Consider the following 15632-nt stretch of genomic DNA (forward strand, 5'->3'; position numbering starts at 1 on the left):
AAAAGTAACAAAAATCCTTTGGTCACTAGAGGGTACTTCCGAGTGTCCTTAATGAATGAGTGACACTAATATTACTAGCCTTGTAATCAAATTTTGAATAAAAAATTATATTGTTCGATTAAGTAATAGATTAGCTGTTAAGGTAAATATTACTTTTCATTTGACAATTAGAAAGAAAGCTTATGCCTAGATATCTTAAATCAATAGTTGCTACGACTTTGTTAGATAAACAAAATGAGAAATTATCATTAGAAAATTTAAATTCTTTAGTGAGTTCATTAGACAAATATAATATTCCTTTAACAGTAGAGCACGATCCGAGGAAACCACCTGTTGGAAGAGTCATTAAAGGATATGTACGTGAGCGTTCAGATAAAGAGTTTGAGGCTGTAACTTTAATAGAGGTATTTGATGGAGATTGGGATTCATTAGAAATTAATGATAAAGAATTCCCTGTAAGAACTGCTAAAGATAATCTTGAACTGAGTTATAGTTTTTCGCATAATAATAAGAAAGATCAAGATGATATAAAATTCATAGACTATTTTCTTAATTCAAAATCACGATATGAAGCTAAAAAATCAGTAGATCCAATCAGTATTTTATCTCTAACTGGAGCATTTATATTAGGAGGTATTGCCTCTGGTTTTTTAAATAAGATTGGTTCAGATGCTTGGGATCTAATTAAACCTAAAATAATCGGTTTAGTATCTAAGAGTAAAAATAAGGATATTCAAGACCTCTTAATATTTAGAATAATCATTGAAAAAGCTAATGTTATGGTTGAGGTGGAAATAATTTTAACAAACCCTTCTGAAATTGATATAGAGCAATTCTTAATGAATACAACTGTTAAATTAGACAATATTTTAGGTGACTTACTAAATTTTGATTCAGAAATTCGAAGGATTGTTTTTGAACAGCATGGTGAGCAGTTACAATTAAATTATATGGTTAGAAAGAATTGTGTTCCTTTAATTTTCAATAAAATTATTGATTAACTTTAATAAAAAAGCCCCTACATTCGTAGAGGCTTTTCTTTGTAAGAATTAAACCTTAAGACACTTTATCACCAGCTTTAGCGCCAGATTCAGGTGAAATCACCCAAACACCTTCGCCATTACCCGCTGCAAGTACCATACCGTTAGAAATACCAAAACGCATCTTACGTGGTGCAAGGTTAGCCACCATCACCACCAATTTGCCTTTAAGGTCTTCTGGTTGGTAGAACTCACGAATACCACTAAATACATTACGTGGTTCAGCTTCACCCACATTTAAAGTCAATTGAAGAAGTTTGTCTGAACCTTCTACCGTTGCAGCTTCTAAAACTTCAGCGACACGTAGGTCAACTTTCATAAAGTCTTCAATACCGATAATTTCAGCTTCACCTACTTTAGGCTCTGGCTTTTTCTCGGCTTTCTTTTCTTTTTTCTTTTCAGCTTTTACTGGTTCAGCCGCAGGCGTACCTAAAGATTCTTTAGATGCATCCACCATTGCCGCAACCGCTTTAGGGTCTACACGTTGCATTAAAGGTTGGAACAATGCAATTTCATGATCTACTAATGCAGTTTTCGCTGAAGCAAAGTCAAAGCGATCTAACTTCAAGAAGTCTTGAACTTGAGCTGCTAAAGTTGGAAGGACAGGAGCTAAGTAAACTGCTAATTGACGGAATAGGTTAATTCCTACCGAACATACATCGTGTACTTGTTGTTCTTCACCTTCAATTTTCGCTAAAGCCCATGGCTTTTTCTCATCAATGTATTGGTTTGCTTTATCCGCTAGTGCCATGATTTCACGAATCGCAGTAGAGAATTCACGTGCTTCATAGGCTTTGGCAATTGAATCGCCTGCATCAATAAAGCTTTGTACCAGTTCAGGCTCTGCACAAGTTGCAGATAACTTATTATCAAACTTGGTGTTAATGAATTTTGCACAACGGCTGGCAATGTTGACCACTTTACCGACCAAGTCTGAGTTTACTTTCTGAACGAAATCATCCAAGTTTAAATCAGAGTCTTCAACTTTGTCTGAAAGTTTAGATGCGAAGTAGTAACGTAAATATTCAGGGTTTAAGTGCTGTAAATAAGTTTCAGCTTTAATGAATGTACCGCGAGACTTCGACATCTTCTGACCGTTCACGGTTAAGAAACCATTCACAAATAAACCTGACGGCGTACGGTAGTTTGCGCCTTCTAACATTGCAGGCCAGAACAGCGCATGGAAGTAAACAATGTCTTTGCCAATGAAGTGATAAACTTCATTTTTAGAATCTTTTTTCCAGAAATCATCGAAGTTGAGTTCAGGGCGTTTGGTTTTAATGTAGTTTTCAAAACTCGACATATAACCAATCGGTGCATCGACCCAAACGTAGAAATATTTGTTTGGTGCATCTGGAATTTCAAAACCGAAATAAGGCGCATCACGAGAAATATCCCAATCTGCCAAACCTGCTTCGAACCATTCATCTAACTTGTTGGCAATTGAAACAGGTAAACGACCTTCATCACGCGTCCATTTCTGTAAGTATTCACCAAAGTTTGGCAATTTAAAGAAATAATGATCTGAAGATTTTTCGACAGGTGTTGCACCACTTAAAGTCGATTTTGGATTTAATAGTTCTGTTGCGTTATAGGTTGTACCGCAAACTTCACATGAATCGCCATATTGATCTTCCGCTTTACATTTCGGGCAAGTGCCTTTAATGAAACGATCAGACAAGAACATACCTTTTTCTGGGTCAAACAGTTGTGATACAGGGCGAACTGCAATGTTGCCAGCTTCGCGGTTTTTTACATAAATTTCAGAAGCACGGGCACGATTGGTGTCACTATGGGTTGAATCATAGTGGTCAAAATGTACACCAAAACCGTCAAAGTCACGAATGTGTTCTTTTTGAACATTGGCAATTTGTTGTTCTGGGCTAATGCCATTCGCTTCAGCACGCAACATGATTGCGGTACCGTGAGCATCATCCGCACAGACATAAGTCACATCATGTCCCATTGCACGCATGGCGCGAACCCAGATATCTGCTTGGATATAACCGAGTAGGTGACCCATATGGATCGGACCATTGGCGTATGGAAGGGCGTTAGTGACTAAAATATTGCGCACGGATATAACTCTCTCATTCGTAGTTAATGCAAGGGCATTGATTTTACCTTAGTTACTGCAAAGTTGCATAAGGGATTGCATGAATTCTTTGCAAATCCACCAGACTTTAGCGCAAGTGCAGATAAAAAAATGATGCCCAATAGAAATGCCAAATGTTTTCCTATCTATCAGCATACTGTATCAAGACGAAGATCAGAGCTTGGGTAGTTGGCGATCCTGACAGTACAAATTACGTAGTATTGGTGATGTTTTAAAGATGTAAAGTCAAGGATGGAAGATCAACTTAACTACGCTACATTCTGTAGCGTCTTTGTTTCAATATGCTGTTTTGTATTTTATTCAATTCAGATCACGGTATAACTATAGACAGGTGCTATAACAGAAAAAGGTGTAAAAATGACCGTTGAAAATAAGATTGATGAAATAAAAGATAAGGCTGTGGAACTTGGCGATGACTTGAAACAAGCCGCAAAAGATGTACAAACAGAAGGTGAAAAGGCAATTGGTGATTTAAAAAGTGCTGCGGTTGAAGTGAAACAAGATGCGGAACAAAAACTGGATGATGTAAAGCAGAAATTGGACGAGCAACAGGCTGCGGACGAAGATGCAGGTTTTGACAGTACTATTGATGATGCCAAAGCCAAATGGGCTGAAGTACAACATCAGGCGCAAGAAAAGTACGAGCATTTAAAAGCAGAAGCGAGTCATTTACTTGATGAAGCTAAGGTCAGATCAGCAGAGCTGAAACAGGAAGCTTCGGTCAAATTTGACGAATTAAAAGTTCAAGCAACAGAAAAGTTTGATGAACTGAAAAAAGCTGCAACCGATACCCTAAACAAATTTAAGAAAGATGATCACGATCAATCTTAAATTTAATGAGTTGTTACAATCTCTCACTCGGCATAGATGTTGAGTGAGTTTAGCAATCAAAACTCATCCATTTGATCTAACAAATCTGATGATCAAGCATAGTTAGAAAATACAGTTTCTTGTCTATTTCATGAACATAATCTATTACCTTGTCTTTATTCTTTTAGGCAATTGCAAGGCGATGTATCAATAAAATAGGAACAGCCATTTGTATCTCCAGAATAGGTTTTTGTTTAAAATCTGACAAATTTACTCGGTTTTTAGTGATTGATTTAAAAAGCAACGTAGTACAACGCTTAACCTGATTGAAAATAACCGTTAAACTATGTCATTCAGCTGTATATCCAGACTTGGAGTAAATGTATGTCGTGGCTTTCTTCACTTAAATCCGTTTTTTCACCCGCTCAGGAGGTGAAAGAAGAAGAAATCCAGCAAGTTTTACAACAATATCTTCTGCCGAATTCAAATCACGCATTAAAAGACCGTATTTCGCAAATTAATGTGCAAGGTCGAGTCTTACAAATCACCATTAATACCTACCCTGAAGAAGCCGATCATTTACAGCAAATTCATGATGATCTGGCAGATGCCCTTGAAAAATGTGGCATTCAGGAACTCAATATGCATGTAATTCAGCAAAAAACAGGACATAAGGCGGGTGGTTGTGGACATGATCATGCCCAAGGTGAGAGTTGTTCTACACCTGCCAAAAATGAAAAAAGTAATTTACCTCCAGTGATGGATGCCGCTGCATCGACTCAGACTGAAACAGAAACCGATCCGAATAATCCTCCAATTGCTAAAGCTGCACCACAGCAACGTGATGTACCTAAACACCCACGGATTCAAAATGTGATTTTGATATCTTCAGGTAAAGGTGGCGTTGGAAAATCTACGACAACGGTGAATCTGGCGTTGGCATTACAGCAATTGGGATTAAAAGTTGGTGTATTAGATGCTGACATTTATGGCCCAAGTATTCCTACCATGTTGGGTAATGCTGGTAAAACCCCAATGATTGAAGCGGAAAACTTTGTTCCGCTTGATGCTTATGGGCTTGCTGTACTTTCGATTGGGCATTTAACAGGTGACAATAATACCCCTGTGGCATGGCGTGGACCTAAAGCAACAGGTGCATTAATGCAACTATTCAATCAAACCTTATGGCCAGATTTGGATGTGCTAATGATTGATATGCCTCCAGGAACTGGAGATATTCAATTGACTTTGGCACAGCGTATTCCAGTGACTGGCGCAGTGATTGTGACTACGCCACAAAATGTGGCACTTCTGGATGCAACGAAAGGTATTGAGTTGTTCAACCGCGTGCAAATTCCAGTGATGGGTGTGATTGAAAATATGTCGACCCATATTTGCTCGAATTGTGGATTTGAAGAGCAAATTTTCGGTACAGGTGGGGGAGATAAATTGTCAGAACAATATCACATTCCATTGTTGGGACGTTTACCGCTTGATGCAGCCATCCGTGAAAATGCAGATGCAGGTCAGCCTTCTGTAATAGCAGGTGATGCAGCAGCAGAAAGTTATTTGGCGATTGCAGAAAAAATCGCGGCTCAATTAACTAAGTCAGATAAAGATAAAAATCGAATTTTTTAAAGTCTAAAAGGGGATGTTAGCAACATCCCTTTTTTTACATAATGATTTTGCAGAGTGTTTCTTTTAGGGATGAAATCTTTTATTCCATTTACGTAGAACTGACCAACGCCAAATAATACGTGTACAAATATATAGAACAAAAGCGCTTAACAAGGCTTCTAACACTAATCCTGTCACTAAAATTTTGGCCAGATGTAAATCAATATGACCATGCCCAAAGTTTTTAACCCAGTTTAAAATTTGGTGTAATACCCCTAAAATCATATCTTTATCAATCATATTGACGTGGAATATTTTGCTGCCTAGCCAAAAACCTAAATACAAAATTGGCACAACAGTAAGTGGGTTAGATAACCAAGCAAGGGTTAAGCTTAGCGGTAGATTGACTTCAATGAGTAATACAGTCAGTACAATAAATACACTGTGAAACGGCACAGGTAGAATGCCCCAAAAAGTGCCAATAAAAACGGCATGGGAAATTGATTTTCGATTGACGTACCAAAGCACAGGATTCAAGGTGCGTTGACCAAAAATCCGCATAAACTTAAGTTGATTGACTTTTTCAGGAGAGGGAAGCCACGATTGGAAAAATTTCTTTGCCATACGAAATCAGCTTTTCAGGACAGGGTATTGTGCATGATTTAAGTGAAAAACGATAGTTGATTCACCTTTTTGCTATAAGGAACTGTGCTTTAGAGTTACATACCAAACTGAAAGTAAACTTAAAAAAACTGCTGAATCATGGCTTTAAATTGTATGGCACGACATAAAAATTAAATGAATTGTGACAAAAAATATAAAATATCTTCATAGCGTGACCCATAGGTTTTATTGGGTTTATTGTTATTAAAATGATGATTTTTATCGAATATGTTAAAGTCTTAAGAACTTTCCCGATTTTCCTTTACAATATTTTTTTTGCTATATTGAAACAATTCAACTACGCTTCATTTGCTCAAATATGAGGTAAGGGTATGGTTTCTTTGTTTTTTATAGGGTTGGTGGTTTCTTTATTATTAACCCCAGGTCCTACTAATACTCTACTTGCTTCATCTGGTATTCAGGTCGGCATTCGAAAATCATTTCGTCTTATTCCTGCAGAAGCATTTGGTTATCTAATTTCTATAACCGTGTGGGGTATCATCATTGGTACCGTATCGCGTCATTATCCTGTCATTCCCACCGTCCTTAAACTTTTTAGTGCGAGCTATATTTTATTTTTAGCGATTAAACTGTGGAAAACGGCAGATGTAGAAGAAAGTTATAATCAACCGACGATTCGTGCTCGTGAGCTATTTTGTGCAACATTGTTGAATCCTAAAGCGCTTTTATTTGCATCTGCTATTTTCCCTGCAGTTGTTTGGAGCAGTGTGGATGCTTACATTGCACATATGTTGGTATTTTTAATTTTGATTGTCCCTATTGCTTTTTTCTGGACATTTATTGGTTCGATCTTGGCATCTAACCGAGTACGTTGGTTAACTAAATCTAATTTGCAAAAAACAGCATCGATTGTGTTGGTTAGTTTTTCTATTCCATTGAGTTATTCGGCATTATTAAGCCTTTAATTTTACGAGAGCGTAGTTGAATTCGCATTTTGAAAGCATGCTGGATCAGCCCTGTCTGTATTTCCATTGCGGCTGAATTAAGTTAAAGTACAGCGCAAGAATTGCTTGAAGTTTTGGAAATAGAATAATGGCTATTAAGTCTGATCGTTGGATTCGCGAAATGAGCGAAAAACACGGCATGATTGAACCGTATGCGGAAAATCAAGTGCGTTTTGATGAGAATGGCGAAAAGCTCATTTCTTATGGCGTGTCGAGTTATGGCTATGATGTTCGTTGTGCACGTGAATTCAAAGTGTTCACCAATGTTCACTCTGCAATTGTCGATCCAAAACATTTCGATGAAAAAAGTTTTATTGATATCGAATCTGATGTTTGCATCATTCCACCAAACTCATTTGCCTTAGCGCGTACAGTGGAATATTTCCGTATTCCCCGTAATGTATTAACCGTGTGTCTGGGCAAATCAACCTATGCACGCTGCGGTATTATTGTGAACGTGACGCCGTTAGAACCTGAGTGGGAAGGTCATGTCACGCTTGAGTTTTCTAACACCACCAATTTACCAGCGCGTATTTATGCGGGCGAAGGTGTTGCGCAAATGCTCTTTTTCGAAAGTGATGAAGTATGTGAGACTTCCTATAAAGACCGTGGTGGTAAGTACCAAGGTCAAACGGGTGTAACTTTACCAAAAGCTTAATTTGTATTTGGTATGACATCCAAAAAACCTGTTTGTTCAATCAAACAGGTTTTTTTTATCGCTAAAAACGCCTCAAGTTCTGAATCTTCATTCATCGGAAAATGTCGACATTTCCTGAGTTTTTTTTGCAATCGTGTAATTATTCAGCATAATGAGGGTTAAAAATGTCTTGGTGAAATGTACCTAATACGGAACATTTGACAGTAAAACAAAGCATAACCAAGTCTAGGATGAACAAAATAATGATGCGGAGCATCAAATAACAAGGAAGGTCGCGATGACGGATCGGCATACGACAATTTTGCGTAGAACATTACTGGCGAGCATGATTGGGCTCTGTTGTTCTTATAGTTTTGCTTTAGAAGTACTTTCAGATCAGGTATTAAGTAATTCTACAGGTGAAGGCATTGCTATTCTGCCTGAAAATTTCAAAATGGTATTTCAAACTGCCGAAGATGGTTTGAGCGCGGCTCAGAATCAAAGTCGTTTAGCCAACCGAAACTATGACACAGGTTTTGTGCGTTTTATTCCTGTGGGGCCACTTTCAGACACGGCTAAAACTGCAGGTGCCAAAAAAGCAGATGTCTTCCTATACGGTTTAGCGCTATCGGCATCCGATAATGATCTAAATTCTCGTTTCAGTAATCTGGGTTTCAATTGGGGGCAAGAAACCAATCCTTGGGTGTTTAGTGTGAAGTCTATTAGTACTACTGCCAACCGCGTGGTATATGACTTTGCAGGGGTTGCACAAGATTTTAGTTATTTATCTTTAGAAGCCTCTTATGCTCTTGATGGTGCTGCCAATACTGCAGCGGATAATAATATTAAATTAGGCTTGTGGGGAGACTTCTTTGCACGCAATCCTTTGGTTGCTGCACCTGTCGATGCTAAAAACGGCGCACCTGCAAATTTAAATGGTTTAGACAGTCGTTTAAGACTGCAAATGGTGGCCAATGGTTTGTCTTTAAATGGATCTAATTTAAAGTTATTCCAGACCTTGGGGGGAGCAGCCAGTTCGTCGCTACCAACATCTTATAACAATACTTTAGGTCTGGCGGCACTCATTCGATTAAATACCAATGATAATCCAAGCACTGCAACTGAAGATAAATCCAAAGCATTGCGTATTAGTACAGCAGAAACCTTAGGCACAGATATAACCAACGATTTAACCACGCCTGCGATTTCTAAAACCTCTGCACCAAATTTTAATGTGAATGATGGCGTGTTTTTATATAGTCCAAATATTAATTTGGTGCTAGGGAGTGTTTATCAGCCTTTGATTGTTGATACGGCGGCAGATGGTCAAAACTTTGTGATTGAATTGACCCGTATTCCGAACAAAGCCAATGTTTATCAACAAATTTATACGGACTACACCGCATTGGCGAGTGGTGCGGCTTCAGCTTATAAGGGTTCAACCTGTAATGTTCAATACTGTGGTGATCCCATCAGCATGGGGCAAACTTATCAAGGCAATACAGCCACACACAGCAGTATCTCGATTGGTACAGTCGGTTTTACCAATAACAATAAATTTTTAAAAGCAGATACTAGTACCAATGCAGTAGGGGTGAGTTTTGTTACCCCAACAGGAACCAAGACCAATTTAGGATCAGCAGCGATCGATGGAATGTTAATTCAACATCTGAAAATTACGACGACAGGGCTATAAGGAGAAATAAATGAAACATTATATTTTTGCTGCCCTAATGTTAAGTTCTCAGTGTGCTTCGGCAGCCTTAGATGCATTAGATGCGAACCAATTATCGAATATACGTGGACAAGGCGGGGCAGATTTAAGCTGGTCATTTTCTTTAAATCATAACCTGCCGACCAATACTACAGAAGTCCCTTATGAGTATTCCTGTAATGGCGCAGGTAATGAATTTTGCCGTTTAGCCTTTAACGTGAGTAATCGTAAAGATGCCAGTGGAAACTTGTATTGGCTAGTTTTCAAAAAAATACAAGGTACAATTGCGATCGATAAATTTCAATTAGATGGCACCACTGTGACGACTAGTGCAGGCTATAAAACGGCGATGAAATTGACCTTTCTAGACGGTTATCCAATCCAGATTCGTAATTTTGGTTTTGAAGCACTGGCCATTGAAAAAGACTCAGGTACGAGTGATGCACAAAAAGGTTATTTAAAACAAACGACTTATAGTTCATCGCATGAGTCTGTGTTTGATCGTGGTTTAGAGACAGGCTTTACAGGCTTAAATATGCATGGAAATTTAGCCATGTCAGGAACAATGAAGTTTTTTAGTTGTAATTCTACTGCGACTTCACGTTGTTAATTCAATCACATAAGGAACTGTGAATGAGTACAAACAAAATTATAAAACTCAGTGTGTTGGCTTCGAGTGTTTTATTGGCGCAGCAGATTTATGCTTTAGAAGCACTTTCAGATCAAAGCTTGCGTACTGTTTCAGGGCAGGATGGAATTAGCTTAAGTTATGAAACAGACCGAGTCACCATTGACCAATTAAATTGGAAAGACAATACCAATTTCTCAAATGGTACTTCAGGGAATTTGAATCTTTCCTTGAATAATATTGAAGTGAGTAAAATTGATAATAATAAAATTGGCGGAAAAGTTAAGCTTGATGTGGGCACCAATGCCAATAAGACGGGCATGCGGATAGAGGCGGTGGTTAATCCTGCCAATATACATATTGCCAAAGTGGCGGTTTGTGGTGATGGTACACGTGGTGCAGATTGCACGAGCCAAAATACTTTAGGTGCTTTAACTCTGCAAAATCGGGCACCGATGAATTTTGTCTTAGAAACCAGAAGTGGTTTATTTAACTCAAAAGATAAAGCTTATTTGGAATTTGGCCTGCAAAATGCCAATATTTTCCATACACTAAAAAATGGTAATGAATATAACCAATTTATTTTAAAAGATTTTAATTTTAATTTTAAAGGTACGGGTTATTTATATCTAGATGCCAATAAAGGCATGGTGTTATCGACCAACTCTCAAAATGCTTCGGACAGTACAGTGAATGAAGTTGTCCTTGAGCGTGTTCAAGACTTGGATAATCCAGGCAAGACTCGCCCTGGTTTTAATATTGATGTGAGGTATAAAACCAATGTCGGCAATGATGGAAAATTGTATACCGCCAATGAGAATACCGACCAACTCAATTCTATTATCCGTTTAGGTGCATCTGGACGGCTCCGAGATGCTGAAATATCTGTTAATGCAGACCGAACGAATTTGGGTGGAGCAGAAGGGGCTTCAACTTCTAGCACTCAAATGGCGGGTTCAACAGGGCTACATCTGAACGTAAAAACCAGTTTTACTCGTGATGAGAAAAATTCATCTGGTGTAGTGACAGCAGAAGGCACAAAATTTGAGCTTGGACATACAGGTAAGAATTCCTATGCAATCGAGTTTGGTAATTTAACACCGTTACAAATTCGTACCCAAAGTGGTTCTAGTTTAGTGGCCAACACTAATCTAGCTTATATTAATTTTGGCGACATTTATATTAATGCGGTACAAACCAAATCATTAGAGTTTGAAATTGGGCAAAATATTGCCAAATTATTAGGCAAGCAAGCAGGCATTGGTCGTTATAACTTGAGTAATAATGCACAAAACGTTGTCGCAATTGCCGTAAGAGGTATGGATTTTCAAGCGATTGCCCGAAATGCTAAGTTTATTGCCAATAACAGTAATGATGCGAGCCATCAAATTACCTCCCAAAGTGCAACATGGGGGCTGGGTATTCCCATCTATAATTTGAATGCCAATTTAGGTTTATATGGTACGACCTACGGTGCGAATAATGCTGAAGCGATTGGTTTTGGATTAACCATGTCCACTCAGGGGCGTGATGCAGCAGGTACTAAAACAACCTCCATTATTTTGATTGATGGTGCACCAAATAGTTTTAATACTGCGGAAGAGGTGAACTATTATACGGGGCTACGCAATATTGATTTCTTCATGGATACGCAAGGTGTGCTTGCTATGGAGCAATCAGGTATTAAGCTAGACTTGCCTCGTTTAGTTATTGCAATGGGGGCTGAAATTGCATTGGGGCAATTACCTGGCAGTCGCTACGAGGCCGCTGCTTGTGCGAATGTCGCAACAACCAGCTTAAATTGTTTTGTTCCTGCCAATAGTTTTACCAATACGGATGATGTGTTATTTGGCTTGGCATTACGTTTGGACTCTTCAGCACAATTGAACATTTTACCGGGTACAGCAGCAGATAATCATTTGGCGATTCAGGGCAATATTAAGCTGAATGCGTCTGATGCTACCACCAATAAAAACTACCTGCATTTTACCAATGTGCAAGATAATGCCACCATTGGTTTTGATCGAATTCAAGGCGAGCTTGATTTGAATGCCAAAATTTTGGTAGAGAAGGATCAAGTCAAATTTAATAATAACATTCGCTTGAACCCGACTAATCAGGCAGCAGGTGTCTTAAAAGCCGATGTTAATTTATACCCGACAGCAGATCGCGCTCAGAATTTAGGCACAATGGTGTTCACTGGTGGGAATATTCGTAGCAGTTTTGGCATTACACCAAGATAAAAAGAATGAAAGGAATTTAAGTGGTCATGAAGACGAAATTATTATTAAGCATTTTACTGGCTACCGCTATTACACCTGTCATGGCAAAGAGTTTGCAAAGCCTATCTGATCAGGAGTTATCGGATGTATCGGGTCAAGCTTTATTAACCTTGCAGTATTTACAGGGCACTACACAAACCGATCAAAAAGGGGACACTTATAATCAATCTAATATTGGTTTTTATAAGTTAGGTTTGGAAGCGGTGATGGAGTTGAATGCCAATATCAATAAATTGGCACTGGGTTGTGGTGGGGTCAACAACAGCGTGCGTGCCAGTAGTTGTGATATTGATATTGATAATATTTCTTTAAGTGGTTTACCTGCGAACGCAAATTATACTTCTGATGAACGAGCAGCAACTTCGGCTAAAATTACCAATCCATTTTTACAATTTGCGATAAAAAATCCAAGTTCGGCAGCGACGCGTGAAGTGGTGGGATTTCGGGTCAGTGCCGAGAAGATTTCAGGACTCATGACTTTGGGTACAGAAAACTCTGCAACACCCAATGGAATTAACACTTTTAGTGGCTACATGAAGACTAAAACCGCCTCTGGTACAGCTGTAACTCAGGCACGTAACATGACGTATGCAGATACAGGGTTAACGATTAATGGTATTGTGCAAGGCCGATTATTGGGAAGTAGTTCTGGAACAACGTGTGTCGATGGTTTTTTAGACCCTTGTTATGATATTTCTTATACCTCGAATAATTATAATTTAAGCCTTTCTTCAACTTCGGCTCCTTTTACGATTAACTCTACCATTGTGTCGGGAACGAGACTAAAAGATGTAGTTTTAAAAGGCAGCGGGACAGTTGGGCAGATTGACTTTAGCGGACAATTAAAGGCGACAGTGGCTGGTTTTTTGAATTTGGATAAGCAGGTAACAGGCAACATTACAGGTTTGAAAACTGACATTACGGTCAATCAGAATTTGGGTTTAATTCATGCTTTATACTTAAATAACCCTGCATCCTTATCATTACAATCACAAAAGATCTTATGGCCGGGTGCCGCTGTTGCAGCCAATCAGGGGTGGTGGTTGTCGATGGAAGATGAAGTGGAATTGGGAAGTTTAAGTCCAACGACGCAAGTCGCGATTACCAATGAGGTGTTAAAGCAAACCATTGCTGGGATTAATAAAGACTTAACCGAGCATCCACGAAATTGTGGAAATTTATTAACGGGATGTGTAGGAGGCTCTGCTTTGGTGGTGGGTAATGTCCCTATGAATAGCACGACTTTGGATTTCCCACTGACCAATTTAACCTTGCAAGGGCAAAATTTCCGTTCCAACTGTTTTGGTGGCATGAAATTTTGTTAATTCAGTTTTAACAAAAAAATCCCGCAACTTGCGGGATTTTTTATTCTAAGGAAAAAATTACTTGGCAATTTTTGCTAATAATTCATCTTTAGAAATGTTTACAGATTCGGCATCGGTACGGCCTTTATATTCAAACGTGCCTGCATCTAGACCTTTCTCACCAATCACGATACGGTGTGGAATACCTGTTAATTCAAGATCTGAGAATTTCACGCCAGGACGTTCGTTACGATCATCGAGTAATACATCATAACCCGCAGCAGCTAACTCGGCATATAAAGCTTCAGCAGCTTCTAAAGTACGCGGAGATTTGTGTGCATTCATCGGCACAATTGCGACTTCAAACGGTGCAATTGCTGCTGGCCAGATGATACCTTTCTCATCAAAATTCTGTTCGATTGCAGAAGCCACCACACGTGTAACCCCAATGCCATAACAACCCATAGTGACAGTAAATGGTTTGCCATCTTCGCCCAATACCTTGCAGCCTAAAGCTTCTGAGTATTTTTGACCCAATTGGAAAATATGACCAACTTCAATTCCGCGTTTAATTTGCAACGTACCTTTACCGTCTGGAGATGGATCACCTTCAACCACATTACGTAAGTCATAAACTTCGGTGAATTGAGCATCACGTTCCCAGTTTACACCAGTTGCATGTTTGTCTGCTTCATTGGCACCCGCCACAAAGTCAGACAGTACCGATGCAGCACGGTCAACAATTACCGTTAAACCTTTTTCAACTAAACCTTGTGGTCCACAGAAACCAGCAGTTAAACCAAACGCTGCAAGTTGCTCGTCAGTTGCAAATGTTAATGGCGATGCAATGAGTGGGTGCTTCTCAGCTTTAATTTCATTCAGCTCATGATCACCACGCAAGAATAAAGCGATAACTGGAGTTTGACCGTTCTCATCTGTTACACCTTGTACCAACAATGCTTTAACAGAGTGTGCAGGATCAGAATTTAAGAATGCAGAGACATCTGCAATGGTTTTCTGATTTGGTGTATCGACAATTTCCAACGCTTGGGTTGGAGCAGCGCGTTCACCGACCAATATTGCTTCAGCCATTTCAATGTTGGCTGCATAGTCTGATTCGGTTGAGAAAGCGATATCATCTTCACCGCTTGAAGCCAAAACGTGGAATTCATGTGAACCTGAACCACCAATTGAACCTGTATCCGCTTGTACTGGACGGAAATCCAAACCTAAACGGGTGAAAATGTTGCAATAGGTTTGATACATCAAATCATAAGTTTCTTGCAAAGAGGCTTGATCTGCGTGGAAAGAGTAAGCATCTTTCATAATGAATTCGCGTGAACGCATTACACCAAAGCGTGGACGAATTTCGTCACGGAATTTGGTCTGAATTTGGTAGAAATTAATTGGTAATTGCTTATAACTTTTTAATTCATTACGTGCTAAATCTGTAATCACTTCTTCATGGGTAGGGCCCAAAACGAATGGATTATCGTGACGATCTTTAAAACGTAATAATTCTGGACCGTATTGTACATAACGACCAGACTCTTCCCATAGGCTGGCCGGTTGTGCTACGGGCATGAATACTTCAAGTGAGCCTGAACGGTTCATTTCTTCACGTACAATCGCTTCAACTTTATTTAGCACACGTACGCCCATCGGCAGCCAAGTGTATAAACCTGAAGCCAATTTACGAATCATGCCCGCACGGAGCATAAGTTGATGTGAAATAACTTCAGCATCGTTTGGGGTTTCTCTTAACGTTGCAAATAAAAAGCGACTCGCGCGCATGAATACTGTCCTAATATTAATCGTGGAGGATAATCCAATCTAAAATGAAACAGTCATTCGAT

Annotated in this window: 12 protein-coding genes; 9 read left to right on the plus strand and 3 right to left on the minus strand. The window is 39.1% G+C overall.

Annotated elements, in window-relative coordinates:
• The first annotated feature begins 182 nt into the window (after window positions 1–182).
• The gene (locus tag MP622_RS01310) at window positions 183–1001 is read left to right on the plus strand and encodes a hypothetical protein (protein WP_243792136.1); all 819 of its coding nucleotides are present in this window, start codon (window positions 183–185) and stop codon (window positions 999–1001) included.
• A 55-nt stretch (window positions 1002–1056) separates the two neighbouring features.
• On the opposite strand, the gene metG is transcribed toward MP622_RS01310, so the two are convergent.
• Window positions 1057–3117 carry a methionine--tRNA ligase gene (gene metG / locus MP622_RS01315; protein WP_243792138.1) on the minus strand — a complete coding sequence of 687 codons (2061 nt, stop codon included), beginning with the start codon at window positions 3115–3117 and terminating at the stop codon, window positions 1057–1059.
• Window positions 3118–3513: 396 nt separating this feature from the next.
• Here metG and MP622_RS01320 point away from each other — a divergent pair, with 396 nt between their 5' ends.
• Both MP622_RS01320 and apbC read left to right on the plus strand, forming a co-directional pair.
• Window positions 3514–3987, plus strand: a complete 474-nt coding sequence (locus MP622_RS01320) for a hypothetical protein (RefSeq protein WP_243792140.1) — start codon at window positions 3514–3516, stop codon at window positions 3985–3987.
• Between the two features lie 363 nt (window positions 3988–4350).
• Window positions 4351–5604: an iron-sulfur cluster carrier protein ApbC gene (apbC, locus tag MP622_RS01325; protein ID WP_044738263.1), complete on the plus strand. Its 1254-nt coding sequence runs from the start codon at window positions 4351–4353 to the stop codon at window positions 5602–5604.
• 63 nt (window positions 5605–5667) lie between these two features.
• Here the strand turns inward: apbC and MP622_RS01330 are convergent, their stop codons facing one another.
• Complete coding sequence (locus tag MP622_RS01330; RefSeq protein WP_016167079.1) at window positions 5668–6207, minus strand: DUF2062 domain-containing protein; 540 nt, start codon at window positions 6205–6207, stop codon at window positions 5668–5670.
• A gap of 371 nt (window positions 6208–6578) precedes the next feature.
• Here MP622_RS01330 and MP622_RS01335 point away from each other — a divergent pair, with 371 nt between their 5' ends.
• The 6 genes from MP622_RS01335 to MP622_RS01360 all read left to right on the plus strand — a co-directional run bounded on the left by MP622_RS01335 (window position 6579) and on the right by MP622_RS01360 (window position 13797).
• Window positions 6579–7172, plus strand: coding sequence for a LysE family translocator (locus tag MP622_RS01335; protein ID WP_044738264.1), 594 nt, complete (start codon window positions 6579–6581; stop codon window positions 7170–7172).
• 127 nt (window positions 7173–7299) lie between these two features.
• Window positions 7300–7869 carry a dCTP deaminase gene (dcd, locus tag MP622_RS01340; protein ID WP_004814752.1) on the plus strand — a complete coding sequence of 190 codons (570 nt, stop codon included), beginning with the start codon at window positions 7300–7302 and terminating at the stop codon, window positions 7867–7869.
• A gap of 277 nt (window positions 7870–8146) precedes the next feature.
• A complete protein-coding gene (locus MP622_RS01345) occupies window positions 8147–9544 on the plus strand; it encodes a hypothetical protein (RefSeq protein ID WP_243792142.1) in 1398 nt (465 codons plus the stop codon).
• Window positions 9545–9554: 10 nt separating this feature from the next.
• Window positions 9555–10172 carry a hypothetical protein gene (locus tag MP622_RS01350; RefSeq protein ID WP_243792143.1) on the plus strand — a complete coding sequence of 206 codons (618 nt, stop codon included), beginning with the start codon at window positions 9555–9557 and terminating at the stop codon, window positions 10170–10172.
• A gap of 23 nt (window positions 10173–10195) precedes the next feature.
• Complete coding sequence (locus MP622_RS01355) at window positions 10196–12433, plus strand: DUF6160 family protein (RefSeq protein WP_243792145.1); 2238 nt, start codon at window positions 10196–10198, stop codon at window positions 12431–12433.
• A gap of 26 nt (window positions 12434–12459) precedes the next feature.
• Window positions 12460–13797 carry a hypothetical protein gene (locus MP622_RS01360; RefSeq protein ID WP_151503665.1) on the plus strand — a complete coding sequence of 446 codons (1338 nt, stop codon included), beginning with the start codon at window positions 12460–12462 and terminating at the stop codon, window positions 13795–13797.
• 57 nt (window positions 13798–13854) lie between these two features.
• Here MP622_RS01360 and MP622_RS01365 read toward each other — a convergent pair whose 3' ends face one another.
• Window positions 13855–15570, minus strand: a complete 1716-nt coding sequence (locus tag MP622_RS01365) for a proline--tRNA ligase (RefSeq protein ID WP_044738269.1) — start codon at window positions 15568–15570, stop codon at window positions 13855–13857.
• Window positions 15571–15632: the final 62 nt, after the last annotated feature.

The organism is Acinetobacter sp. PK01, assembly GCF_022819285.1.
In the GTDB taxonomy this organism is placed as follows: Bacteria; Pseudomonadota; Gammaproteobacteria; order Pseudomonadales; family Moraxellaceae; genus Acinetobacter; species Acinetobacter tandoii.

Coding starts and splice junctions, on each gene's coding strand:
- MP622_RS01345 (WP_243792142.1), top strand. CDS start 8,147: ATGACGGATCGGCATACGACAATTTTGCGTAGAACATTACTGGCGAGC.
- MP622_RS01365 (WP_044738269.1), bottom strand. CDS start 15,570: ATGCGCGCGAGTCGCTTTTTATTTGCAACGTTAAGAGAAACCCCAAAC.
- MP622_RS01350 (WP_243792143.1), top strand. CDS start 9,555: ATGAAACATTATATTTTTGCTGCCCTAATGTTAAGTTCTCAGTGTGCT.
- MP622_RS01310 (WP_243792136.1), top strand. CDS start 183: ATGCCTAGATATCTTAAATCAATAGTTGCTACGACTTTGTTAGATAAA.
- dcd (WP_004814752.1), top strand. CDS start 7,300: ATGGCTATTAAGTCTGATCGTTGGATTCGCGAAATGAGCGAAAAACAC.
- MP622_RS01360 (WP_151503665.1), top strand. CDS start 12,460: ATGAAGACGAAATTATTATTAAGCATTTTACTGGCTACCGCTATTACA.
- MP622_RS01320 (WP_243792140.1), top strand. CDS start 3,514: ATGACCGTTGAAAATAAGATTGATGAAATAAAAGATAAGGCTGTGGAA.
- MP622_RS01335 (WP_044738264.1), top strand. CDS start 6,579: ATGGTTTCTTTGTTTTTTATAGGGTTGGTGGTTTCTTTATTATTAACC.
- apbC (WP_044738263.1), top strand. CDS start 4,351: ATGTCGTGGCTTTCTTCACTTAAATCCGTTTTTTCACCCGCTCAGGAG.
- MP622_RS01355 (WP_243792145.1), top strand. CDS start 10,196: ATGAGTACAAACAAAATTATAAAACTCAGTGTGTTGGCTTCGAGTGTT.
- MP622_RS01330 (WP_016167079.1), bottom strand. CDS start 6,207: ATGGCAAAGAAATTTTTCCAATCGTGGCTTCCCTCTCCTGAAAAAGTC.